The organism is Microbacterium sp., assembly GCF_003248605.1.
Taxonomy (GTDB): Bacteria; Actinomycetota; Actinomycetes; order Actinomycetales; family Microbacteriaceae; genus Microbacterium.
On the sequence record NZ_QFPF01000022.1, the window covers coordinates 1 to 21,284 of the forward strand.

24 protein-coding genes and 1 pseudogene are annotated in these 21,284 nt (G+C 69.6%); 14 read left to right on the forward strand and 11 right to left on the reverse strand.

The features are described from left to right. Positions 1 to 1,059 (reverse strand): annotated as a pseudogene (locus DI573_RS05085) (transketolase); the annotation flags it as partial. A gap of 326 nt (positions 1,060 to 1,385) precedes the next feature. Here DI573_RS05085 and DI573_RS05090 point away from each other — a divergent pair. Beyond that, a complete protein-coding gene (locus DI573_RS05090) occupies positions 1,386 to 2,312 on the forward strand; it encodes a heme o synthase (RefSeq protein ID WP_292811335.1) in 927 nt (308 codons plus the stop codon). Between the two features lie 56 nt (positions 2,313 to 2,368). Here the strand turns inward: DI573_RS05090 and DI573_RS05095 are convergent, their stop codons facing one another. Both DI573_RS05095 and DI573_RS05100 read right to left on the reverse strand, forming a co-directional pair. Further along, positions 2,369 to 2,836, reverse strand: coding sequence for a dinucleotide-utilizing enzyme (locus tag DI573_RS05095; RefSeq protein ID WP_292811337.1), 468 nt, complete (start codon positions 2,834 to 2,836; stop codon positions 2,369 to 2,371). 110 nt (positions 2,837 to 2,946) lie between these two features. Continuing rightward, positions 2,947 to 3,945: a COX15/CtaA family protein gene (locus DI573_RS05100; RefSeq protein WP_292811339.1), complete on the reverse strand. Its 999-nt coding sequence runs from the start codon at positions 3,943 to 3,945 to the stop codon at positions 2,947 to 2,949. Between the two features lie 246 nt (positions 3,946 to 4,191). On the opposite strand from DI573_RS05100, the gene sufB reads away from it, so the two are divergent. The 8 genes from sufB to DI573_RS05140 all read left to right on the forward strand — a co-directional run bounded on the left by sufB (position 4,192) and on the right by DI573_RS05140 (position 10,890). After that, a complete protein-coding gene (sufB, locus tag DI573_RS05105; protein WP_292811341.1) occupies positions 4,192 to 5,610 on the forward strand; it encodes a Fe-S cluster assembly protein SufB in 1,419 nt (472 codons plus the stop codon). After that, positions 5,611 to 6,825, forward strand: a complete 1,215-nt coding sequence (gene sufD / locus DI573_RS05110) for a Fe-S cluster assembly protein SufD (protein WP_292811344.1) — start codon at positions 5,611 to 5,613, stop codon at positions 6,823 to 6,825. Next, complete coding sequence (locus DI573_RS05115; RefSeq protein WP_292811346.1) at positions 6,822 to 7,151, forward strand: non-heme iron oxygenase ferredoxin subunit; 330 nt, start codon at positions 6,822 to 6,824, stop codon at positions 7,149 to 7,151. Before sufD ends, DI573_RS05115 begins: the two co-directional genes overlap by 4 nt. Positions 7,152 to 7,233: 82 nt before the next feature. Beyond that, complete coding sequence (gene sufC / locus DI573_RS05120) at positions 7,234 to 8,001, forward strand: Fe-S cluster assembly ATPase SufC (protein WP_292811347.1); 768 nt, start codon at positions 7,234 to 7,236, stop codon at positions 7,999 to 8,001. 9 nt (positions 8,002 to 8,010) lie between these two features. Beyond that, positions 8,011 to 8,340: a metal-sulfur cluster assembly factor gene (locus DI573_RS05125; RefSeq protein ID WP_292811349.1), complete on the forward strand. Its 330-nt coding sequence runs from the start codon at positions 8,011 to 8,013 to the stop codon at positions 8,338 to 8,340. Between the two features lie 64 nt (positions 8,341 to 8,404). Beyond that, a complete protein-coding gene (locus tag DI573_RS05130; RefSeq protein ID WP_292811351.1) occupies positions 8,405 to 8,926 on the forward strand; it encodes a thioredoxin family protein in 522 nt (173 codons plus the stop codon). Positions 8,927 to 8,929: 3 nt separating this feature from the next. Continuing rightward, positions 8,930 to 9,691: a cytochrome c biogenesis protein CcdA gene (locus DI573_RS05135; RefSeq protein WP_292811354.1), complete on the forward strand. Its 762-nt coding sequence runs from the start codon at positions 8,930 to 8,932 to the stop codon at positions 9,689 to 9,691. Between the two features lie 53 nt (positions 9,692 to 9,744). Beyond that, complete coding sequence (locus DI573_RS05140) at positions 9,745 to 10,890, forward strand: aminotransferase class I/II-fold pyridoxal phosphate-dependent enzyme (RefSeq protein ID WP_292811399.1); 1,146 nt, start codon at positions 9,745 to 9,747, stop codon at positions 10,888 to 10,890. 50 nt (positions 10,891 to 10,940) lie between these two features. Here DI573_RS05140 and DI573_RS05145 read toward each other — a convergent pair whose 3' ends face one another. Next, complete coding sequence (locus DI573_RS05145) at positions 10,941 to 11,570, reverse strand: biotin transporter BioY (RefSeq protein WP_292811356.1); 630 nt, start codon at positions 11,568 to 11,570, stop codon at positions 10,941 to 10,943. Between the two features lie 121 nt (positions 11,571 to 11,691). Between DI573_RS05145 and DI573_RS05150 the strand changes: the two genes are divergently transcribed. Further along, positions 11,692 to 13,290 (forward strand): ABC-F family ATP-binding cassette domain-containing protein, encoded by a 1,599-nt coding sequence (locus DI573_RS05150; protein WP_292811358.1) that lies wholly within the window; start codon positions 11,692 to 11,694, stop codon positions 13,288 to 13,290. A gap of 56 nt (positions 13,291 to 13,346) precedes the next feature. Here the strand turns inward: DI573_RS05150 and DI573_RS05155 are convergent, their stop codons facing one another. From DI573_RS05155 to DI573_RS05170, 4 genes are read right to left on the reverse strand one after another with little or no spacing between them, the layout of a single operon-like run. Then, a complete protein-coding gene (locus DI573_RS05155) occupies positions 13,347 to 14,213 on the reverse strand; it encodes an SURF1 family protein (RefSeq protein WP_363331341.1) in 867 nt (288 codons plus the stop codon). A 20-nt stretch (positions 14,214 to 14,233) separates the two neighbouring features. Further along, on the reverse strand, positions 14,234 to 14,449 hold the full coding sequence (locus tag DI573_RS05160; RefSeq protein ID WP_292811360.1) for a hypothetical protein: 216 nt from the start codon (positions 14,447 to 14,449) through the stop codon (positions 14,234 to 14,236). Continuing rightward, positions 14,446 to 14,817: a DUF3099 domain-containing protein gene (locus tag DI573_RS05165; RefSeq protein WP_292811362.1), complete on the reverse strand. Its 372-nt coding sequence runs from the start codon at positions 14,815 to 14,817 to the stop codon at positions 14,446 to 14,448. Before DI573_RS05165 ends, DI573_RS05160 begins: the two co-directional genes overlap by 4 nt. 41 nt (positions 14,818 to 14,858) lie before the next feature. Next, on the reverse strand, positions 14,859 to 15,317 hold the full coding sequence (locus tag DI573_RS05170; RefSeq protein WP_292811364.1) for a DUF4190 domain-containing protein: 459 nt from the start codon (positions 15,315 to 15,317) through the stop codon (positions 14,859 to 14,861). Between the two features lie 155 nt (positions 15,318 to 15,472). Here DI573_RS05170 and DI573_RS05175 point away from each other — a divergent pair, with 155 nt between their 5' ends. Beyond that, entirely contained in the window at positions 15,473 to 16,183 is a 711-nt protein-coding gene (locus DI573_RS05175) for a beta-ketoacyl-ACP reductase (RefSeq protein ID WP_292811366.1), read from the forward strand. Between the two features lie 9 nt (positions 16,184 to 16,192). On the opposite strand, the gene DI573_RS05180 is transcribed toward DI573_RS05175, so the two are convergent. From DI573_RS05180 to DI573_RS05190, 3 genes are read right to left on the reverse strand one after another with little or no spacing between them, the layout of a single operon-like run. Further along, on the reverse strand, positions 16,193 to 16,882 hold the full coding sequence (locus tag DI573_RS05180; RefSeq protein ID WP_292811368.1) for an alpha/beta hydrolase: 690 nt from the start codon (positions 16,880 to 16,882) through the stop codon (positions 16,193 to 16,195). 38 nt (positions 16,883 to 16,920) lie between these two features. Next, positions 16,921 to 17,565: a phosphoserine phosphatase SerB gene (gene serB, locus DI573_RS05185; RefSeq protein WP_292811370.1), complete on the reverse strand. Its 645-nt coding sequence runs from the start codon at positions 17,563 to 17,565 to the stop codon at positions 16,921 to 16,923. A 40-nt stretch (positions 17,566 to 17,605) separates the two neighbouring features. Continuing rightward, positions 17,606 to 18,850, reverse strand: coding sequence for a glucose-1-phosphate adenylyltransferase (locus tag DI573_RS05190; RefSeq protein ID WP_292811373.1), 1,245 nt, complete (start codon positions 18,848 to 18,850; stop codon positions 17,606 to 17,608). Between the two features lie 46 nt (positions 18,851 to 18,896). Between DI573_RS05190 and glgA the strand changes: the two genes are divergently transcribed. From glgA to DI573_RS05205, 3 genes are all read left to right on the forward strand, one after another. Beyond that, positions 18,897 to 20,090, forward strand: coding sequence for a glycogen synthase (gene glgA, locus DI573_RS05195; RefSeq protein ID WP_292811375.1), 1,194 nt, complete (start codon positions 18,897 to 18,899; stop codon positions 20,088 to 20,090). Between the two features lie 29 nt (positions 20,091 to 20,119). Further along, on the forward strand, positions 20,120 to 20,905 hold the full coding sequence (locus DI573_RS05200; RefSeq protein ID WP_292811377.1) for an ABC transporter ATP-binding protein: 786 nt from the start codon (positions 20,120 to 20,122) through the stop codon (positions 20,903 to 20,905). 91 nt (positions 20,906 to 20,996) lie between these two features. Then, positions 20,997 to 21,245, forward strand: coding sequence for a type B 50S ribosomal protein L31 (locus DI573_RS05205; RefSeq protein ID WP_292811379.1), 249 nt, complete (start codon positions 20,997 to 20,999; stop codon positions 21,243 to 21,245). Positions 21,246 to 21,284 lie beyond the last annotated feature (39 nt).

A 21,284-nucleotide genomic window follows, 5' to 3' on the forward strand; every position in this document is an offset into this window, starting at 1 on the left:
ACCCTCGGGCAGCTGGCGCTTCTCGAGGCGCTCGAGCAGCGCAGCCCGCTCGCCGTTGGCAGCGGCCCAGGCGTCGTACCCGGTCGTCCAGGCGGCAACCGCAGCCTCACCACGGGCGACCGCGCCACGCGTGTGAGCGATGACGTCGTCGGCGACCGCGAAGGTCTGCTCGGGGTCGAAGCCGAGCACCGACTTCGTCGCGGCGAGCTCGTCGGCGCCCAGCGCGGAGCCGTGGATCTTGCCGGTGTTCTGCTTGTCGGGCGAGGGCCAGCCGATGACCGTCTTCAGCACGATGATCGACGGCTTGTCGGTCTCGCCCTTCGCGGCCTCGATGGCGGTGTACAGCTCGGACACGTCCTCGACGTACTCGCCGCTCTTCTTCCAGTCCACGGTCTGGACGTGCCACCCGTACGACTCGTAGCGCCCCGCGACGTCCTCGGTGAAGGCGACGTTCGTGTCGTCCTCGATCGAGATCTGGTTGGCGTCGTAGATGACGACGAGGTTGCCGAGCTTCTGGTGGCCGGCGAGCGACGAGGCCTCGGAGGTGACGCCCTCCTGCAGGTCTCCGTCGGAGGCGATGACGTAGACGAAGTGATCGAACGGCGAGGTGCCGGGTGCGGCATCCGGGTCGAACAGGCCACGCTCGAAGCGCGACGCGTAGGCGAAGCCGACCGAGGAGGCCAGCCCCTGTCCGAGAGGACCGGTGGTGATCTCGACGCCCTTGGTGTGGCGGTACTCCGGGTGCCCGGGCGTGAGGGAGCCCCACGTGCGCAGCGCCTTCAGATCGTCGAGCTCGAGGCCGAAGCCACCCAGGTAGAGCTGGATGTACTGCGTCAGCGAGGAGTGGCCCGCCGAGAGGATGAAGCGGTCGCGACCCAGCCAGCCCGTGTCGGCCGGATCGTGACGCATCACCTTCTGGTACAGCAGGTAGGCCGCCGGCGCCAGGCTCATCGCAGTGCCGGGGTGGCCGTTGCCGACCTTCTCCACCGCATCTGCAGCCAGCACGCGGACAGTGTCCACGGCGCGCTCATCGATCTCATCCCAACGCAGCTCCGTCACCGGACCGCCCTTCGTGTTGTGGGGGAGCGCCCCGCCCGTCTCGCGATCGCACGCCGCATCCGCGGCGGGCTTCGTGGGAGTGGGCGCGAGGGCGCGCGTGTTCCTTCAGCATAGCGAAGCGGCATGCCGTGACGCAGATGCGGCGACGCTGTGTGACGGCAGTGTGGCATCCGCCCGTGACAGGTGTGTATCGCGGCCCTCACGGGGCTGGGCGCGCGGTTGTGAGACCTGCGGCGACGCCGGTCACGGGGCGCCGGCGGACGGACCGCGTGTGCACGATGCCATAGACTCGACGGGTAACTGCGAGTGTCGGGCGGGGGGGGGCGATGGACATCACGGCGACGTCCGGCACCCCGGCATCCATTGCATCGCGCCCCTTCGGTCGCACCGTGCGCGCGTACGTCGCGCTCACCAAGCCCCGTGTGCTCGAGCTGCTGCTCGTGACCACAGTGCCGGTGATGATCCTGGCGCAGAACGGGCTGCCCGACCTCTGGCTGGTGCTCGCCACCGTGATCGGCGGATCCCTCAGCGCCGGCTCGGCCGCGGCCTTCAACATGTACCTCGATCGCGACATCGACGCCCACATGCAGCGCACCGTCAACCGGCCGCTGGTGACGGGCGAGGTGTCGCCGCGCGGCGCCCTCGTGTTCGCGTGGACGCTGGCCGTCGTCTCGACGCTCTGGCTCTGGCTCACCACCAACTGGCTGGCGGCGGTCCTCTCGGCCGGCGCGATCTTCTTCTACGTCGTCATCTACACGATGATCCTCAAGCGCCGCACCGAGCAGAACATCGTGTGGGGCGGCATCGCGGGCTGCTTCCCCGTCGTGATCGGCTGGTCGGCCGTGACCGGATCGCTCTCGTGGGCGGCGCTGATCCTCTTCGCGCTCGTGTTCCTCTGGACGCCCCCGCACTACTGGCCGCTGTCGATGAAGTACAAGGCCCAGTACGACGAGGTCGACGTGCCGATGCTGGGCGCCACGCGCTCGGGTGCTCAGGTCGGGCTGCAGGTCATCCTGTACGCCTGGGCGACGGTGGCGTGCTCGCTGCTTCTGATCCCCGTCGCCGGCATGGGACTGGTCTACACGGCGTCGGCGCTCGTCTTCGGCGGGTGGTTCATCTACGAGTCGCACCGCCTGTACAACCGCGCGGTGCGCGGCACCGAGCCGGCGCCGATGCGTGTGTTCCACGCATCCATCACGTATCTGACGCTGCTGTTCGTCGCGATCGCGATCGACCCGCTGCTGCCGTTCTGAGCGCCCGACGAGGGCGGGGGATGCTGCACCCCGCCGCCCGTCGGGAACGCTCGCGGTCAGCGGGACCCGGCCTCCGCGCGGTCCCGCCCGGGGGCGCCCTGAGCGGGCTCCTCGGCGTCGAACGCCTCGTCCCGGGCCCGGTCGTACGCGGCCGTCGTGGGGTGCGCGGCGTCGACCTCGGGCTCGGGGTCGGACGTCTCGTCCTCCTCGGCATCGTCGGCATCGTCGAACGACAGCGGCTCGACGACCTCGAGGGGCCGCTGTGGCAGCAGGGATGTCGCTGCGGCGATGGCGGCCGCGAGGGCGAGGCCCACCAGACCCGCCCCCAGCACGATCGCGCCGACGATGGCCCAGACCTGACCGACGTAGACGTCGCTGTTGGTCGCCGAGCCGTCGGTCAGCCGCGCGTCGATGCCGCTGAGCGTCTCCGTGGTCAACCACCCCCCGGCAACCGCGACGGCGAGCGATCCGACGAGCAGCGACCAGAACGGGATGCTGCGGATCAGACGGGGGCGAGTGGCCATGGGGGACTCCTCAGGTTCGGGGCGGCACGGTGCCGCGGATGTCCCGACTCTGATCGCCGCGATCGTGCGGAGTCTTTCCGGCAGCTATGCGTGGGCTGTGGATCCCGCGCTCAGCGCCCGCGCATGGTGGCGGCCTCGTGCGGGTCCGCTCGCCCCGCCACGAATGCGAAATCGCGCGCTCCCGACGGCTGCTTCAGATGCAGCACGACCGCCGTCATCGCCGCGACCAGCAGCACGGCCAGCACCATGTGGATGTTGACCAGCACGATGGGCAGGCCGGTACGCGCCTGCCACAGGCCGACGGCGATCTGCACGAGTTCGGTCGCCAGCAGCATCCCGACCCAGAACCGCAGGGGCGCGCGCAGCCGCCAGCCGGTGACGAGAAGCAGGATCGTCAGGGCGAACGCCGCGTAGGCCGGCCACGAGTGCAGATGCTGCATGTACTCGGGATCCAGCCCATTTCGTGCCGCGCCCGCGTCGCCCGCGTGCGGTCCGGAGCCGGTGACGAGGATGCCGACGACGACCGTGATGAGCACGGCGGCGCTGGTGAGGTGGGTAAGTCCCGCGTACCATGCGGGCACGGCGCGCTCTCGCGGCCCCGGTCCCGTGTAGACGCGGTAGACGAAGGCCGCGGCGAGGGCGACGAGCACGACCGAGGCGAAGTAGTGCAGGCCCACGACGTACGGGTTGAGGTTGCTGAGCACGGTGATGCCGCCGATGATCGCCTGCAGCGGGACGTACAGGCCGATCGCGAGGGCGAGCCAGAACAGGTCTGGGCGCTGCCGTCGCATGCGCGCGACGAAGAGGAAGGTCACGATCGCGACCGCCACAAGGACGAAGGTGAGCAGGCGATTGCCGAACTCGATGACGCCGTGGATGCCCATCTCGGGCGTGTTCACGAAGGAGTCGTCGGTGCAGCGGGGCCACGTCGGACACCCCAGGCCGGATGCCGTCAGCCGCACGAGCCCGCCCGTGCCGACGATCGCCACCTGCACGACGAAGGTCGCCCAGGCCGCCCAGACCACGCGGCGATCCACCCGGGTGGGCAGCGCGCGCCACAGGCGGGCGACGAGGGAACGGTGCGCGGCGGGAGCGGGGGAGTCGTGCATGGCGGAGCCTTCCGGCGCGTGCTCCTCGCAGGGGCGGGTCGGCGGACCGGCCCGGCGGAGGGAGCCGTACCTGTAGAATCGGGGTGTTGCGATGTGTGCGCGAACCGCGTCACGGCATCGCTCACAGTGTAGGCGCGAAGACCTGCGCTTCTGAGAGGGCCCACCAGCGGCTTGTCCGGATCGATGCGATCGAGTCGGAATGCCGGGGCGGATGACACCGTTGCGGCCCGAGAGGAGAGTACGACCATGTCTGAGGTGCTGATCGATCGCCCCGAACTCGCTGGGCTGGGAGTCTACGAGTTCGGCTGGCACGACGACGACGCCGCCGGAGCCATCGCGCAGCGAGGCCTGAGCGAGGGCGTCGTTCGGGGGATCTCGTCGCTCAAGAGCGAACCCGAATGGATGCTGAAGACCAGGCTCAAGGGCCTGCAGCTCTTCGGCCGCAAGCCGATGCCGACGTGGGGCGCCGACCTCAGCGACATCGACTTCGACAACATCAAGTACTTCGTGCGCTCGACCGAGAAGCAGGCGCAGTCGTGGGAGGACCTCCCCGAGGACATCCGCAACACGTACGAGCGCCTCGGCATCCCCGAAGCGGAGCGCCAGCGCCTCGTCTCGGGTGTCGCCGCACAGTACGAGTCCGAGGTCGTCTACCACCAGATCCGCGAGGACCTCGAGCAGCAGGGTGTCATCTTCATGGACACCGACACGGCGCTGCGCGAGCACCCCGAGTTCTTCGAGGAGTACTTCGGCGCGGTCATCCCCGCGGGCGACAACAAGTTCGCGGCGCTGAACACCGCCGTGTGGTCGGGTGGGTCCTTCGTGTACGTCCCCAAGGGCGTGCACGTCGAGATCCCGCTCCAGGCCTACTTCCGCATCAACACCGAGAACATGGGTCAGTTCGAGCGGACGCTGATCATCGCCGATGAGGGCAGCTACGTCCACTACATCGAGGGCTGCACCGCGCCGATCTACAAGAGCGACTCGCTGCACTCGGCCGTCGTCGAGATCATCGTGAAGAAGAACGCCCGCGTGCGTTATACGACGATCCAGAACTGGTCGAACAACGTCTACAACCTCGTCACGAAGCGCGCCGTGGCGCACGAGGGCGCGACGATGGAGTGGATCGACGGCAATATCGGCTCCAAGGTGACGATGAAGTACCCCTCCATCTTCCTGATGGGCGAGCGCGCCAAGGGCGAGACGCTCTCCGTGGCGTTCGCGGGTCCCGGTCAGCACCAGGACGCGGGCGCGAAGATGATCCACATGGCCCCGTACACGCACTCGTCGATCGTCTCCAAGTCGATCGCTCGCGGCGGCGGTCGCGCGGGCTACCGCGGCGAGGTCAGGGTCGACGCGAATGCGCACCACTCGGCCAACACCGTGCGCTGCGACGCACTCCTCGTCGACACGATCTCGCGCAGCGACACGTACCCCGCGATCGACATCCGTGTCGATGACGTGCAGCTCGGTCACGAGGCGACCGTGTCCAAGGTCAGTGAAGAGCAGCTGTTCTACCTGATGAGTCGCGGGCTGCCCGAAGACGAGGCGATGGCGATGATCGTGCGCGGCTTCATCGAGCCGATCGCGCGTGAGCTGCCCATGGAGTACGCGCTCGAGCTCAACAAGCTCATCGAGATGGGCATGGAAGGATCCGTCGGCTAGATGACGACCACGACCACCCCCCGCCACGTGCCCGGCAGCGAGGCACACACCGACGGAGGATGGGGGAACACCCCTGCCGCCGGCGCGCCCTCCCACGTCCCGATCCAGACGCGCTCCGAGCGTCCGCGTTCGTACGACCCGGCCGACTTCGCCGCCCCCACGGGGCGCGAGGTGAACTGGAAGCACACGCCGATCGCGGCGCTTTCGCCCCTGTTCGCCGACGAAGACGGCGACCCCGGTGCCGTGCGGGTGTCGACGACCGGTCCGGTTGCGGCATCCACCCTCGCTCACGGGGCCGCCCCGCGCGGAGAGGCCTTCACCCCCGAAGACCTGCCGAGCGCGATCGCATGGACGCGCGTGGCCGACGCGTTGCACATCGCGATCCCCGCCGACGCGGAGTACGCAGAGCCCGTCGTCGTGTCGCTCGCGGGCACGGGGGCTGAGCGACCCGGCCACGCGCACATCGTGATCGAGGCCCACCCGCACTCGCGGGCCACGGTCGTTCTGCGCCACACCGGATCCGCGCTGTTCGCCGAGAACGTCGAGATCGTCGTCCGGGACGGGGCGAATCTGAACGTCGTGTCGGTGCAGGAGTGGGATGACACCGCCGTTCACCTCGCGGCGCACCAGGCCCGGGTCGGCCGTGACGCGCGGTTGCGCCACACGATCGTGAGCTTCGGCGGGACGCTCGTGCGGGTCAACCCCTCGGTCGAACTCGCCGGCACCGGCGCGGAAGGCGAGCTGTACGGGCTCGCCTTCGCCGATGCCCCGCAGCACCTCGAGAGCCAGGTCTACTTGCACCACAAGGGCGCTCAGACGCGCGGCGACGTCCTCTACAAGGGCGCGCTGCAGGGCGAGGGCGCGCGCACCGTCTGGATCGGCGACGTCCTCATCGGGCGGGATGCTGTGGGCACCGACTCGTACGAGGCCAATCGCAACCTCGTCCTCACGGAGGGCGCGCGCGCCGACTCCATCCCCAATCTCGAGATCGAGACGGGCGACATCGCCGGCGCGGGCCATGCGAGCGCAACGGGTCGCTTCGACGACGAGCAGCTGTTCTACCTGCAGGCGCGCGGAATCCCCGAGGACGAGGCGCGACGTCTGGTCGTCCTCGGCTTCCTCGCGGAGATCGTGCAGAAGGTGGGCGTGCCCGCCCTCGAGGACGAGCTCACGGCGCTCGTCGAGACGGAGCTCGCCGACGGGGCCCGCGCATGAGCCTGCAGCGCGCCTGCGGTCTCAGTGAGCTCGAGCAGGACACCGCGAAGCGCGTCGAGCTCGACGGCAAGCCGATGGCGATCGTGCTCGATGCCGACGGTGTCGTGCACGCGATCGGCGACACCTGCACGCACGGCGACATCTCGCTCTCGGACGGCTTCGTCGAGGGCGACACGCTCGAGTGCTGGGCGCACGGCTCGGCGTTCTCGCTCCGCACGGGAAAGCCCCTCAACCTCCCCGCCTACGAGCCGGTGCCCGTCTACGTCGTCGAGATCGACGGCGACGACGTGCTCATCGATCCCGACGCTACCGTGGCCGTCTCATGACCCGCCCCGTCTCCACTTCGGCCCTCTGACCGGCCGCACCGAATCCCGGCCGGTCCCCGGCCCCACCGAAGGAACCTCCACCATGTCTGTTCTCGAAATCCGCGACCTGCACGTCACCGTCGAGACCGATGCCGGCCAGACGCCGATCCTCAACGGCGTCACGCTGACCATCAGCACCGGCCAGACCCACGCGATCATGGGCCCGAACGGCTCCGGCAAGTCCACCCTCGCCTACACGATCGCGGGACACCCCAAGTACACCGTGACCGAGGGCACGATCACGCTCGATGGCGAGGACGTCCTCGCGATGAGCGTCGACGAGCGCGCCCGTGCGGGGCTCTTCCTCGCCATGCAGTACCCGGTCGAGATCCCCGGGGTGACCGTCAGCAACTTCCTCCGCACGGCCAAGACCGCCATCGACGGCGAGGCCCCCGGCATCCGCACGTGGATCAAGGACGTCAAGGGCTCGATGAAGAACCTGCGCATGGACGCCAAGTTCGCCGAGCGCAACGTCAACGAGGGATTCTCGGGCGGCGAGAAGAAGCGCCACGAGATCCTGCAGCTCGAGCTCCTCAAGCCGCGCATCGCCGTGCTCGACGAGACCGATTCTGGTCTCGACGTCGACGCGCTCAAGATCGTCTCGGAGGGTGTCAACCGCGCCAAGTCCGAGACCGACCTCGGCGTTCTGCTCATCACCCACTACACGCGCATCCTGCGCTACATCCACCCCGACTTCGTGCACGTGATGGTTGCCGGGCGCATCGTCGAGGAGGGCGGCCCCGAGCTGGCCGACCGCCTCGAGAACGAGGGCTATGACCGGTTCGCGCCGCCGGCCGAGATCGACGCGTAGGATTCCGTCATGACCGCGACCCTCACTCCCGAGAAGTTCGACGAGGTCACCGAGGCTCTCAAAGACGTGATGGACCCCGAGCTGGGCATCAACGTCGTCGACCTCGGTCTGATCTACGACCTGGCCTGGGACGACGAGAACGACGCCCTGGTCATCCACATGACCCTCACCAGCGCGGGCTGCCCGCTTACCGACGTGCTCGAGGAGCAGACCGCGCAGGCCCTGGACGAGGTCGTCGACCGGTTCCGCATCAACTGGGTGTGGATGCCGCCGTGGGGCCCGGAGCGCATCACCGACGACGGGCGCGACATGATGCGCGCGCTCGGGTTCGCCATCTGAGACAAACCGGAGACAGTCCCCTCCTGGCGCAGCCGGGGGCGCTTCTGCGCGCGACGATGGGTGGATGAAGAGATCCACCGTGCTCGTCCTCGCGTCGGCCGCAGTCCTCGTCCTGGGCGGCGCGATCCTCGGCGTCGCGGCTGTGCAGAGCGGTCCCGCGTCGGTGTCCTCGACGGTGGCGCCGACTCCGATACGGGGCACCGGCGAGCCCGCCCCTTCGTCTGCCGCTCCCGATGATCCTTCGCCGTCGTCCGAGGCCCGGGATTCCGTGCCAGCCGGCGCCTACGTGGATTACGCCGACGACGCCGTGGCGGCAGCGACGGGTACACGCATCCTCTTCTTCCATGCGGACTGGTGCCCGCAGTGCCGCGCGCTGGAGGAGGACATCCTCGCGCAGGGGGTTCCTCCCGGCGTCACCATCTTCAAAGTCGACTACGACACGAACCAGGAACTTCGACAACGGCACGGGGTGAGGCTGCAGACGACGGTCGTGCTGCTCGATGCCGCCGAGGAATCGGCGGCATCGATGGTGCCCTACGACGATCCGACGCTGGCGAGAGTGCTCGCCGGTCTCGGGGTGGGGTGAGCCATGCTCCTCCTGACGGTGGCGTCCTTCGCCGCGGGTGTGCTCACCGTCCTCGCGCCGTGCGTGCTTCCGCTGCTGCCCGTCATCGTCGGCGGCACCGCCGCGCGCACCGCCGACGGGCCGACGCGGCGTTCGCGTCCGTTCGTCATCGCCCTCAGCCTCGCGGTGTCGGTCGTGGCCTTCACACTCCTGTTGAAGGCGAGCACCGCCCTGCTCGGCGTCCCCCTGTGGGTATGGGCACTCGTCTCGGGTGGCCTCGTCGCTGCGATCGGCGTCACCATGCTCGCACCGGCCGCATGGGATCGCATCGTCGTCGCGTCGGGCGTGCAGGCCTGGTCCGGCCGCGCCCTCGCGCGCCATCACGAGCGCCGCGGGGTCGTCGGCGATGTTGCGCTCGGCGCGGCGCTCGGCCCTGCGTTCAACAGTTGCAGCCCTACGTACGCCCTCATCGTCGCGACGGTGCTCCCGACGGGTTTCGTCGCGGGCGTGCTCTACACCGCCGCCTACGCGGCGGGCCTGGCCCTCGCGCTGCTGGCCATCGCCCTCGCGGGCACCGCGCTGGTGCGAAGGCTCGGGTGGCTGGCCGACCCGCATGGATGGTTTCGTCGGACGATGGGCGCGCTCCTCATCCTCACGGGTCTGGGCATCGTTCTCGGCCTGGACAGGATGCTGCAGTCCTTCATCCTCGATCGCGGCTGGTACGCCCCCATCGAGCAGGTCGAGCGAAGCATCCTGAGCGCAGGCGCGCTCGGTTTCGCCATCTGACGCCCCGATCGGCGACTCCTCGAAACGCTGGTTAGGCTCGTCGGGTGAGTACGATGCCGCTTCAAGCCCTGCCCGTCGATCTGCTGCGTCAGCGTTCGAGCACGAAGTGGCGCACGTACCCCGACGACGTGATCCCGCTCTTCGTCGCCGAGACCGATTTTCCGCTGGCGCCCGCGATCACCGCTCGACTCGAGCGCGCGGTCGCGCTGGGTGACACCGGCTACACACCGCCGGACCCCGGCGTGCGCTCCGCCTACGCGGGCTTCGCTGCCCGCCGTTTCGGATGGCAGGTCGATCCGTCTCACATCCGCACGACCGGCGATGTCATCATGGGCGTCGTCGAGATCCTCCGGCGCGTGATCGAGCCCGGTGACCGCGTGATCGTCACGACCCCCGTCTATCCGCCGTTCTTCGACGCGATCCCCGAGGCGGGTGGGGTGGCGCAGCGTGTGCCGCTGATCGAGACAGGCGACGGATTCGCGCTCGATCTGGCGGGCATCGAGGCGGCGCTGGCGGCCGGCGCCCGCGCGGTGCTGCTGTGCAACCCCCACAACCCGACCGGGACGGTGCACTCGCGGTCCACGCTCGCGGCTCTCGCCGAGCTCGCGGCCGCGTTCGGAGCCGTCGTCGTCAGCGACGAGATCCATGCCCCGTTGACGCAGCCCGATGCGGGCTTCACACCCTTCTTGAGCTCCTCCGACACCGCGCCCCGCGTGGGCCTCACCGTGACCAGCGCGAGCAAGGCGTTCAATCTCGCCGGTCTGAAGTGCGCGCTCATGATCGCGGGCGACGAGGACCACGCCGGCATTCTGCGGGCGATGCCGGCGGAGGTCGAGTGGCGCACCGGGCTTTTCGGTGCCCTCGCCGCGACCGCGGCGTTCGCGCCCGAGAGCGATGGCTGGCTGGATTCGCTGCTCGAGGCGCTCCGGGCCAACCACCTGCTGCTGGCCGATCTCCTGGCCGAGCACCTGCCGGCCGCGCGGTTCCGCGTGCCGGAGGCGGGATACCTCGCCTGGGTCGACCTGAGTGATCTGGAGTGGGGCGAGAACCCCGCGGTGAAGATCCTGCGCGAGGCGCGGGTGGCCCTGCACCATGGCCCCCTCTTCGGCGAGCAGGGGCGCGGGCACGTGCGCATCAACGTGGGGTGCGCGCCCGAGGTGCTCGCCGAGGCGATCACGCGCATCGGCGCCCTGGCGTGAAACGATGAACGCCCCGGGCGACCGGGGCGTTCATCATGAGCGGGATGCTGTCACTTGCGCTCGTCGAGGGCGCGCACGCCGCGCCATGCGAGGGGGATCAGCAGCGCGGCGACCGCGGCTTTGACGATGCCGCCGAGGATGAACGGCAGGACTCCGGCCGAGAGCACGGATGCGAACGTCACCTCGACGCCGACGACCGTGGCGAGGATCAGGGCCATGTAGGGCACGCCGACGAGGAACGGGATGATGCTCGCGGCGATGAAGCCGACGAAGGCGAGCGCGGGTCGGCGGTCCCACGCACGCTCGGCGAACCAGCCCGCGACGAAGGCGGCGGGGATGAAGCCGAGGATGAATCCGAACGACGGTGTCAGCACGTAGAGCGGCCCTGCGAGCGCGGTGGCGAAGACCGGAAGCCCGGCGAGGCCCGCGAGCATGTACGTCGTGAGCGCCGCCGCGCCGCGGCGTGAGCCGAGCGCCGCGCCGACGAGGATGACGCCGAGCGTCTGACCCGTGATGGGCACGGGCCACATCGGCACGGCGACCTTCGCGAGCAGGGCGACGATCGCGGCGCCCGCGATCACGAGTCCGGCGTCGACGGCGAACGCACGAGCACGCGAGGACGGGCGGGCGATCACATCGGCGAGCACCCGGTGGGGTGCGGGGGCGGCGAGGGATGACATGGGGCTCCTTCGGCGTCAGAGACGACGGCCGACCCGAGCGGGGGCCGGCTCCCGACTTATACTAGGGGGCTGGTCCCTTCGGGCCTTTGTATCCATCCCACCGACGAAACGGACATCCGCTGTGCTCGCCGTGCACGACCTCGAGATCCGCGTAGGCGCCCGCGTGCTCATGTCCGACGTGTCCTTCCGCGTCTCGCCGGGCGACAAGGTCGGCCTGGTCGGGCGCAACGGAGCGGGCAAGACGACGCTGACCAAGGTGCTCGCGGGTGACCTGCTGCCCTCCGACGGACGTGTCGACCGGTCCGGCGAGCTGGGGTACCTGCCGCAGGACCCGCGCTCGGGAGATCCCTCGATGCTCGCGCGCACGCGCATCCTCGACGCACGAGGCCTCGGCACGCTGGCGATCCAGATGCACGAGGCGGCGCTGGCGATGGGCGATGACGATGCCGCCGTCGCCGAGAAGGCGATGAAGCGGTACGGCGCGCTCACCGAGCGTTTCGAGGCGCTCGGCGGTTACACCGCCGAGGCCGAGGCGGCGACGATCTCGCACAACCTGTCGCTGCCGGATCGCCTGCTCGATCAGCCGCTGAGCACGCTGTCGGGCGGGCAGCGACGACGCATCGAGCTGGCTCGCATCCTCTTCTCGGACGCGGACTCGATGATCCTCGACGAGCCGACCAACCACCTCGACGCCGACAGCGTCGTGTGGCTACGCGAGTTCTTGAAGAACTACAAGGGCGGGCTGATCGTGATCAGTCACGACGTCGAGCTCGTGGGCGAGACGGTCAACCGTGTGTTCTACCTCGATGCCAACCGCCAGGTCATCGACGTGTACAACATGAACTGGAAGAATTACCTGCGCCAGCGCGTGGCCGACGAGGAACGCCGCAAGAAGGAGCGCGTCAACGTCGAGAAGAAGGCGACGGCCCTGCAGCTGCAGGCTGCGCGATTCGGCGCGAAGGCCTCGAAGGCCGCAGCCGCCCATCAGATGGTGGCGCGGGCCGAGAAGATGCTCTCGGGACTCGATGACGTGCGCCAGGACGAGCGCGTGGCGAAGCTGCGCTTTCCCAAGCCCGCGGCGTGCGGCAAGACCCCGCTCATGGCCACCGGATTGTCCAAGTCGTACGGGTCGCTCGAGATCTTCACGGATGTCGATCTCGCGATCGACCGGGGGTCCAAGGTCGTCATCCTGGGTTTCAACGGCGCGGGCAAGACGACGCTGCTGCGCATCCTCGCCGGGGTCGACAAGCCCGACACAGGGCAGCTCGAACCGGGCCATGGCCTCAAGATCGGCTACTACGCACAGGAGCACGAGAATCTCGACGTGAACCGCTCGGTGCTCGAGAACATGATGTCTGCGGCACCCGACATCACCGCGACCGAGGCGCGCAAGGTGCTCGGGTCGTTCCTCTTCACCGGAGACGACGTGCTCAAGCCCGCGGGTGTGCTCTCGGGTGGAGAGAAGACCCGGCTGTCGCTGGCCACGCTCGTGGTGTCATCGGCCAACATGCTGCTGCTGGACGAGCCGACGAACAACCTCGATCCGGCGTCGCGCGAAGAGATCCTCGGGGCACTTGCACACTACGAGGGTGCGGTCGTCCTCGTCTCGCACGATGAGGGCGCGGTGATGGCGCTCAACCCCGAGCGCGTACTCATCCTGCCCGACGGCGTCGAGGACATCTGGAACCGCGAGTACCAGGAGCTCATCACCCTCGCCTGACTTCTGCGCGTCGACGGCCGCAGGCAGCCCGCGGGATGCCGTGATCCGGCGGGCCGTCAGCGCGACGCGGCATCGAGGATGGCGTCCTCGTCCTCCATGTCGCTGTCGCGACGTCGCCCGCTCCTGTCGCGTCGGGGGCGGGGCGGACTCGGTGCACCGTCATCGGGGGCGGCGTCCGCGAGATCCTCGCGCCGATGCGTGATCTCGGTGCGGATCACGTAGCCGATGAAGATGAATCCCATCACGGCGAAGAGGATCCACTGGATCGCGTACGACAGATGCGGACCGGGATCCGCGGTGGGAGGATCGATCGGCTCGGGGCGAGTGGCGGGCGTTGGCTCCTCGGCGACCATGAGCGCATAGGCCCCGGTCACCGTCGTGGCCCCCGTGTCCTGGGCGATGAGGGGCAGATCGATCGTCGCCACCTGCCCGTCGGGTGCACCCCGGCCCGACGCGGGAGCGGGCTCGCCCGGCCGGAGACGCGCGGTGACGATGACGTCCCCCGCGGGGGCGGCGGGAACCGCGGCGGGATCGGCGCTGTCGGATGCCGGCGGTACCCAGCCCCGATCGACGATGACGATGCGGCCGTCATCGAGCAGGAAGGGCGTCAGCACCTCGAACGCGCTCGTTCCGCCGCGCGGACGGTTGCGCACGAGCACCTCCTCGTCCGCCAGGTAGCGTCCCTGCAGCGCGACGGGCCGCCACTCGTCGTCGGCGTCGAAGTCCGATGTTCCCGCGATGAGCGTGCTCAGCGGGACGGGGGACTGGTCGTAGTTGCGGGCGACGAGGTCGAGTTGGGCGGCGCGCTCCTCATTGCGGGTGAACTGCCAGTCGGCGAGGAACGCGCAGGCGATCGCGAAGACGACGGCCAGCGCGATGTAGATCGCCCAGCGACCCGCCGTCGGGACCCGCTGCATGCTCATCCCGCGAGAGGGGTGCGCGCTCATGCGGGGGTTTCCGTCTGCGGGGCGGTGAACGGCGCGACCTCGACGGGGAAGTCCCGCGCGGCGAGGTAGTCGCGCAGGTAGTCGACGTGGTCGCCGCACGCCAGCCATATCTTGCGGCGTTCCGCGGAGTGGATGCGGGGGTTGCGCCAGACGACCTGCCAGCGAGCGATCTCGCGGCAGCCGGCGCGCGCGCACGGTGCGGGTTCGCTCACGGGACCTGGTCCTCGGGTTTTCGGGGGATCTCGGAGATGCGGATGACGGCGGGCGCGCTCGGCGGCATCGCGCTCGACGCAGCAGCGCGCGGCGCGGCGGCCGGGAGGGCGCGTTCGGGGTTCTCGGCGCGAGGTGCACGTGCATCCATGCCCACGTTCGCGAGGACGACGGCGACGTAGGGGAGGAAGACCGCTCCCGCCGCGAAGACCCACGTATACCACCCGTAGGGCGTCACGAACGCCATGAGCAGGAAGCACGCGATACGGACCGCCATCGTCGTCGCGTATCGCCGAAAACGCGCGGCGGCCTCGTCTCGCGGTGCCTGCGGCAGCGAGGTGGACGACGGTGGCGGGGTGGACGATCTCACGGTGCTACCAGGGTACGCCGCCGCGACCGCGCGGGACCCGCTCAGGAGGAGATGGTGGGCGGTGTCTGCACGATGGTGAAGAAGAAGGGGATGAACGCGAGCACGAGAATGATCCCGAGCACCGCCAAGGCGACGCCCACCCACCCGATGATGGTTCCGGCCAGGGCGAGTCCACGCCCGCCCTCGCCGCTGCGGCGAACCTGCGAGAGTGCCATGTGCCCCGTGATCACGGCGACGATCGACCCGATCAGGGGCACGACGAACATTCCCACGAGGGAGCTGACGAACGACACGACCGCGAGGGTGTTCGTCCGCGGCGCGGCGCCGCCGTAACCGTAGCCGGGAGCGGCGGGGTATCCCGGCGCGGCGGGGTAGCCGGGCGCGGCGGGGTAGCCCGGAGCGGAGTCGGCGGCCGGTGCGCCCTGCGGGGCTGCGTAGGGCGGCGGCGCGCTCGGCGTGCGGTTCGGATCGGTTCCGCCGGCGGGGTTGTCAGCGCTCACGGTGTCCTCCAGATCGGTGGGAGCGGGACCGTCCAGGCCCCACCCCAGCCTCCCAGGTGGGGAACGGCGGTTCAATCCGACACGGCCTCGGGGCGCTCGGCGCGAGCCGAATGGCTAGGCTGGGGCGGTTCGTCACCCGCGACCCAGGGAGCACCATGTCCACCGAACGCGTCGTCCTCGTCACCGGCGGAAACCGCGGCATCGGCCGCGCGATCGCCGAGCGCTTCGTCCGGGAGGGCTACCGCGTCGCGGTCACCGCGCGCTCGGGAGAGGGACCGGAGGGCACGCTGACGGTGCGCGCCGACGTCACCGACTCCGCTTCGCTCGACGCCGCCTTCGGCGAGGTCGAGTCGGCGCTCGGCCCCGTGGAGATCCTCGTCGCGAACGCCGGGATCACGAAGGACACCCTGCTGCTGCGCATGAGCGAGGACGACTTCGACTCGGTGATCGCGACCAATCTGGGCGGCACGTTCCGCGCCGTCAAGCGTGCCTCCAAGGGGATGCTGCGTGCCCGATGGGGTCGCGTCATCCTCATCTCGAGTGTCGTCGGGCTCTACGGTTCGGCCGGGCAGATCAACTACGCCGCCTCCAAGAGTGCGCTCGTCGGGTTCGCGCGCTCGCTCACCCGCGAGCTGGGAGGGCGGGGCATCACCGCCAACGTCGTCGCTCCCGGGTTCATCGAGACCGACATGACGGCGGAACTGCCGGCGGACACGCAGGCGGAGTACAAGCGCAGCATCCCCGCCGGGCGGTTCGCGACCCCGGACGAGGTGGCGGGCGTGGTCACGTGGCTCGCCTCGGACGACTCCGCGTACATCTCGGGCGCCGTCATCCCCGTCGACGGCGGGCTCGGGATGGGCCACTGAGCCCCGAGCTCACCCCGCCAGCACCTGCACCAGCACCTCTCCGACATCGGCCGGTCGGCTGAACTGGGGCCAGTGTCCGGTGGGCAGGTCGATGATCTCGAGATCGCGGATGCGCGTGAGCTCGAGTGCCCACTCCGCGCCGTCGCGCATGTACCCCCGCATCTCTTCGGCGGAGTGGCTCGACATGATGACCGTCGCAGGGACGTCGAAGCGCCGATCGTCGCGCAGCGAGATCGGCTGCGAGGGGACGGCGGCCGGCACGTCGCGCATGCGAGAGGCGATCGCTGCCCGGGCGTCGTCGTCGAGGCCGCGCACATCGGCATCGTCGAACGCGTCCCAGCCGGGAAAGGGCACGACACCGTCGACGACGGGGAACTCCCACACGATCCCCCCGTCCACGGGAGGAAAGGTGTCGAGGTAGATCGCCCGCGAGACGCGGTCGGGGCGTGCGTCGACCGCGCCGTGCACGACGTTGCCGCCCCCGGAGTGGCCCACGAGCGCAACGGGACCCTCGAGCCCGTCGATCGCGCGGACGACGGCCTCGATCCATTCCGTCATGCCGATCTCCGTGGGATGCCCCGCCCCGACGCCCGGCATCGTCAGCGGATGGGCCGTGTGCCGGGCGGACTGAAGGACGGGGATCACCCCTTGCCACGACGACGCGTCGAGCCACAGTCCGGGAACCAGGATGACGTCCATGCCTCGACGCTACGCCCGGGCGCGGACATCCGGAACGGTCAGCGCGGAAGGAGCGGGATCACCTCGCGCAGATCGACCGCGCCGATGACGAGGTCGGCCTGCGCCCGCACGGCGGGCTTGGCGTTGAACGCGAGGCCGAGCCCGGCGGTGCGCATCATATGCAGGTCGTTCGCCCCGTCTCCGATGGCGACGGTCCGCGCGGCCGGCACACCGTGCTCGTCGGCCCACGCGCGCAGCATCGTCGCCTTGACCGCGGCATCCACGATCTCGCCCTCGACGTCGCCCGAGAGCACGCCGTCGCGGACGGCGAGGCGGTTGGCCCGCCAGACGTCGATCTCGAGGGAAGGGGCGATCGAATCGAGGATCTCGTGGAAACCCCCCGAGACGACACCGACGATGCCGTCGCGGGCGTGGACCGCCGCGACGAGCTCCCGCACCCCCGGGGTGGGTTCGATGCGCGCGAGCACCCTCGGAAAGGCCGCGACGGGCACTCCCGCGAGGGCGGCGACGCGGGAGCGCAGACTCTCGGCGAAGTCGACCTCGCCGCGCATCGCGGCCTCGGTCGCGGCGGCGACCTCGGCGCCCCTGCCTGCTTCGTCGGCGAGCAGCTCGATGACCTCGTTGCGGATCAGGGTGGAGTCGGCATCGAGCACGACGAGAAGCCGGGGGTGGGTCGAAGGCACCCCTCGAGGCTAGCGAACGTGCGCGCGGAGACCGCGCGGGTCAGGCCTCGACGTGGATGTTCTTGCCCACGACCGTGATCCCGGTCTCGGTCACGGTGAAGCCGCGCGCGATGTCGCGTTCGCGATCGACGCCGACGGTCGCCCCGGGCGCCAGCTCGACGCCCTTGTCGAGGATCGCGCGATGGATGCGGGCACCCGCGCCGACCCGCACGTGGTCGAAGAGCACCGAGTCGGTGATCGTCGAACCGCCGCCCGCGAGAGTCCACGGGCCCACCACGCTGCGCTCGAGATGCGTGCCCGAGAGCACCGAGCCGAGCGAGACGATCGAGTCGATCGCGTTGCCGATGCGGCCGACCGAGTCGCGCACGAACTTCGCGGGCGGCGAGTTGACCGCCTGTGAATGGATCGGCCAGTCCATGTTGTAGAGGTTGAAGATCGGCAGCGTGGAGATGAGGTCCATGTGCGCGTCGAAGAAGGACTCGATCGTGCCCACATCGCGCCAGTAGGAGCGGTCGCGATCCGTCGAACCGGGGACGTCGTTGCGCTTCATGTCATACACGGCGGCCTCGCCGCGATTCACGAAGTAGGGCACGATGTCGCCGCCCATGTCGTGGTTGGAGGTCGCGACCTCGCCATCGGCCTCGACGGCCTCGCGCAGCGCTTCGGCGTCGAAGATGTAGTTGCCCATCGATGCCAGCACCTCGTGCGGGGCGTCGGCGAGGCCGACTGCGTTCTGCGGCTTCTCGAGGAACTCGCGGATGCGCGTCGGATCGTCCGGCTCGACGTCGATGACGCCGAACTGATCGGCCATGCCGATGGGCTGGCGGATGCCGGCCACCGTGGCGCGCGCGCCGGATGCGATGTGCGCGTCGAGCATCTGCTGGAAGTCCATGCGGTAGACGTGGTCGGCGCCGATAACGACCACGATGTCGGGCTTTTCGTCGTTGATCAGATTCAGGCTCTGCAGGATCGCGTCGGCAGACCCCGAGAACCAGCGCTTGCCGAGTCTCTGCTGCGCCGGCACGGAGGCCACGTACGCACCGAGCATGGGGGACATCCGCCACGTCTGCGAGATATGCCGATCGAGGCTGTGCGACTTGTACTGCGTGAGCACGACGAGCTGCCGCAGGCCCGAATTGATGAGATTCGAGATCGCGAAGTCGATGAGGCGGTACTGACCGCCGAAGGGAACCGCGGGCTTCGCGCGATCTGCCGTGAGAGGCATGAGTCGCTTGCCCTCGCCCCCCGCGAGGATGATTCCGAAGACCTTCGTCCCTGTAGGCATGCCCACAGACTATGCCCCCGCCGGGGCGGGGACTAGCGTTACTCGCATGCGCGTCGACGTCGTCACCAAGGAATATCCGCCCGAGGTCTACGGAGGCGCCGGCGTCCACGTCGCCGAGCTCGTGAAGGCGCTCCGAGAGCGCATCGATGTGCGTGTGCACGCCTTCGGCGCACCCCGCGACGAGCCCGGCACGACCTCCTACGGCGTGCCTTCCGGTCTGTCCGCCGCCAACCCCGCCGTCCAGACGCTCGGCGTCGATCTCGAGATGGTCGGCGACGTCGCCGGCGCCGACGTCGTGCACTCCCACACCTGGTACGCGAATTTCGCCGGACACACCGCGGCGTTGCTGCACGGCATCCCGCACATCGTCTCGGCGCACAGTCTCGAGCCGCTGCGTCCCTGGAAGTCCGAGCAGCTGGGCGGCGGGTACGCCGTGTCGAGCTGGATCGAGAAGACGGCCTACGAAGCCGCCGCGGCGGTCATCGCGGTCAGCGGGGGCATGCGCGACGACATCCTGCGCTGCTACCCGGCCCTGGACCCCGCCCGCGTGCGTGTGATCTACAACGGCATCGACACCGAGGAGTGGGCGCCCCTCGATGATCCCGCGCTCGCGGCGTCGCTGGGCGTCGATCCGGCGAGGCCCTCGATCGTCTTCGTCGGCCGCATCACGAGGCAGAAGGGCCTGCCCTACCTCTTGCGTGCCGCCGAACTGCTCCCGCCCGACGTGCAACTCGTGCTGTGCGCAGGCGCCCCCGACACGCCGGAGATCCTCGAGGAGGTCGCCGCCGCCGTCCTCGGTCTGCAACGGACGCGCCAGGGCGTCGTCTGGATCGATCGGATGCTGTCGCGCACGGAGTTGCGCGCGGTGCTGACCGCCGCGACCACCTTCGTATGCCCCTCCGTCTATGAACCGCTCGGCATCGTGAACCTGGAGGCCATGGCGTGCGGGGCGGCGGTCGTCGGAACGGCGACGGGAGGCATCCCCGAGGTCGTCGCGGACGGCGTGACCGGCAGGCTGGTGCCGATCGAGCAGATGCAGGACGGCACGGGCACACCGATCGACGCCGATCGGTTCGTCCGCGACCTCGCCGCGGTCCTGACGGAGGTCGTCGCCGATCCCGAGCGCGCGGCCGAGTACGGCCGTGCGGGACGCCGGCGGGCAGCCGAATCGTTCAGCTGGCGACAGATCGCCGCGCAGACCGAGGCGCTGTACGCCGAGGTCGCCGCGGCTCACGGGTAGTCGCGCAGCGAGCCGATAGGCTGGAGCATATGGGCCAGGTGCTGGAATTCCGTGATGTCGTCGTGCGCCGCGAGGGGCGCGACATCGTCGATCACCTGACCTGGGGGGTCGCCGACGACGAACGCTGGGTCATCCTCGGGCCCAACGGCGCGGGAAAGACCACGCTGCTGCAGCTGGCCGACACGCTGATCCACCCCACGGCGGGCGAGGTCCACGTCCTCGGTGAGCGGCTCGGGCGCACCGACGTCTTCGAGCTGCGTCCGCGCATCGGGTTCGCCTCCTCCGCCATGGCTCGCCGGATTCCGCGCGAGGAGAGCGTGCTCGACACCGTGCTCACCGCCGCTTTCTCGGTCACCGGGCGCTGGCGCGAGGAGTACGAGGACATCGACGAGCGGCGTGCGCTGCGCGTGCTCGCGGAATGGAAGCTCGACCACCTCGCGGACCGCACGTTCGGCACCCTGTCGGACGGCGAACAGAAGCGCGTGCAGATCGCCCGCGCGATCATGACCGATCCCGAACTGCTGCTGCTCGACGAGCCCACCGCGAGCCTCGACCTCGGCGCCCGCGAGGAGCTGCTCGCACTGCTCGGCGGCTACGCTCAGGCGCCGACGACGCCCGCGATGGTCATGGTGACCCATCACGTCGAAGAGATCCCCGTGGGCTTCACACATGTGCTGCTGATCCGCGACGGCGCGGTCGTCTCGGCCGGTCCTGTGTCGGAGGCGCTCACCGAGGCGTCGCTGACCGAGACGTTCGGCCTGCCCATCGGGCTGACCGAGCACGACGGCCGGTTCGCCGCCCGGGCCAGGGCGTAGGACCCGCGCCCGGCATCTGTTAGAATTGGCCCTTGGTGCCTTCGCGCCACGGACTTCTCTCCCACGTAAGCAACCGCCACAAGGATTCCGCATGAAGACTGACATCCACCCCGAGTACAAGGCCGTCGTGTTCCGCGACCTCGCGTCGGGCGAGACCTTTCTGACCCGTTCGACGGTCGGCAGCGATAAGAAGATCGAGCTCGACGGCGTCGAGTACCCCGTCATCGACGTCGAGATCTCGTCGGCTTCGCACCCGTTCTACACGGGCAAGCAGCGCATCATGGACTCGGCCGGTCGCGTCGAGAAGTTCAACCAGCGCTTCAAGAACTTCGGTAAGTAAGCCGTTCGACGAAGGGCCCCGCGCGTGTCGCGGGGCCCT

Bases quoted from the DNA above. Each gene is read 5' to 3' on its own strand.
- DI573_RS05090 (WP_292811335.1), top strand. From the start codon at position 1,386: ATGGACATCACGGCGACGTCCGGCACCCCGGCATCCATTGCATCGCGC.
- DI573_RS05095 (WP_292811337.1), bottom strand. From the start codon at position 2,836: ATGGCCACTCGCCCCCGTCTGATCCGCAGCATCCCGTTCTGGTCGCTG.
- DI573_RS05100 (WP_292811339.1), bottom strand. From the start codon at position 3,945: ATGCACGACTCCCCCGCTCCCGCCGCGCACCGTTCCCTCGTCGCCCGC.
- sufB (WP_292811341.1), top strand. From the start codon at position 4,192: ATGTCTGAGGTGCTGATCGATCGCCCCGAACTCGCTGGGCTGGGAGTC.
- sufD (WP_292811344.1), top strand. From the start codon at position 5,611: ATGACGACCACGACCACCCCCCGCCACGTGCCCGGCAGCGAGGCACAC.
- DI573_RS05115 (WP_292811346.1), top strand. From the start codon at position 6,822: ATGAGCCTGCAGCGCGCCTGCGGTCTCAGTGAGCTCGAGCAGGACACC.
- sufC (WP_292811347.1), top strand. From the start codon at position 7,234: ATGTCTGTTCTCGAAATCCGCGACCTGCACGTCACCGTCGAGACCGAT.
- DI573_RS05125 (WP_292811349.1), top strand. From the start codon at position 8,011: ATGACCGCGACCCTCACTCCCGAGAAGTTCGACGAGGTCACCGAGGCT.
- DI573_RS05130 (WP_292811351.1), top strand. From the start codon at position 8,405: ATGAAGAGATCCACCGTGCTCGTCCTCGCGTCGGCCGCAGTCCTCGTC.
- DI573_RS05135 (WP_292811354.1), top strand. From the start codon at position 8,930: ATGCTCCTCCTGACGGTGGCGTCCTTCGCCGCGGGTGTGCTCACCGTC.
- DI573_RS05140 (WP_292811399.1), top strand. From the start codon at position 9,745: ATGCCGCTTCAAGCCCTGCCCGTCGATCTGCTGCGTCAGCGTTCGAGC.
- DI573_RS05145 (WP_292811356.1), bottom strand. From the start codon at position 11,570: ATGTCATCCCTCGCCGCCCCCGCACCCCACCGGGTGCTCGCCGATGTG.
- DI573_RS05155 (WP_363331341.1), bottom strand. From the start codon at position 14,213: ATGAGCATGCAGCGGGTCCCGACGGCGGGTCGCTGGGCGATCTACATC.
- DI573_RS05175 (WP_292811366.1), top strand. From the start codon at position 15,473: ATGTCCACCGAACGCGTCGTCCTCGTCACCGGCGGAAACCGCGGCATC.
- DI573_RS05180 (WP_292811368.1), bottom strand. From the start codon at position 16,882: ATGGACGTCATCCTGGTTCCCGGACTGTGGCTCGACGCGTCGTCGTGG.
- DI573_RS05190 (WP_292811373.1), bottom strand. From the start codon at position 18,850: ATGCCTACAGGGACGAAGGTCTTCGGAATCATCCTCGCGGGGGGCGAG.
- glgA (WP_292811375.1), top strand. From the start codon at position 18,897: ATGCGCGTCGACGTCGTCACCAAGGAATATCCGCCCGAGGTCTACGGA.
- DI573_RS05200 (WP_292811377.1), top strand. From the start codon at position 20,120: ATGGGCCAGGTGCTGGAATTCCGTGATGTCGTCGTGCGCCGCGAGGGG.
- DI573_RS05205 (WP_292811379.1), top strand. From the start codon at position 20,997: ATGAAGACTGACATCCACCCCGAGTACAAGGCCGTCGTGTTCCGCGAC.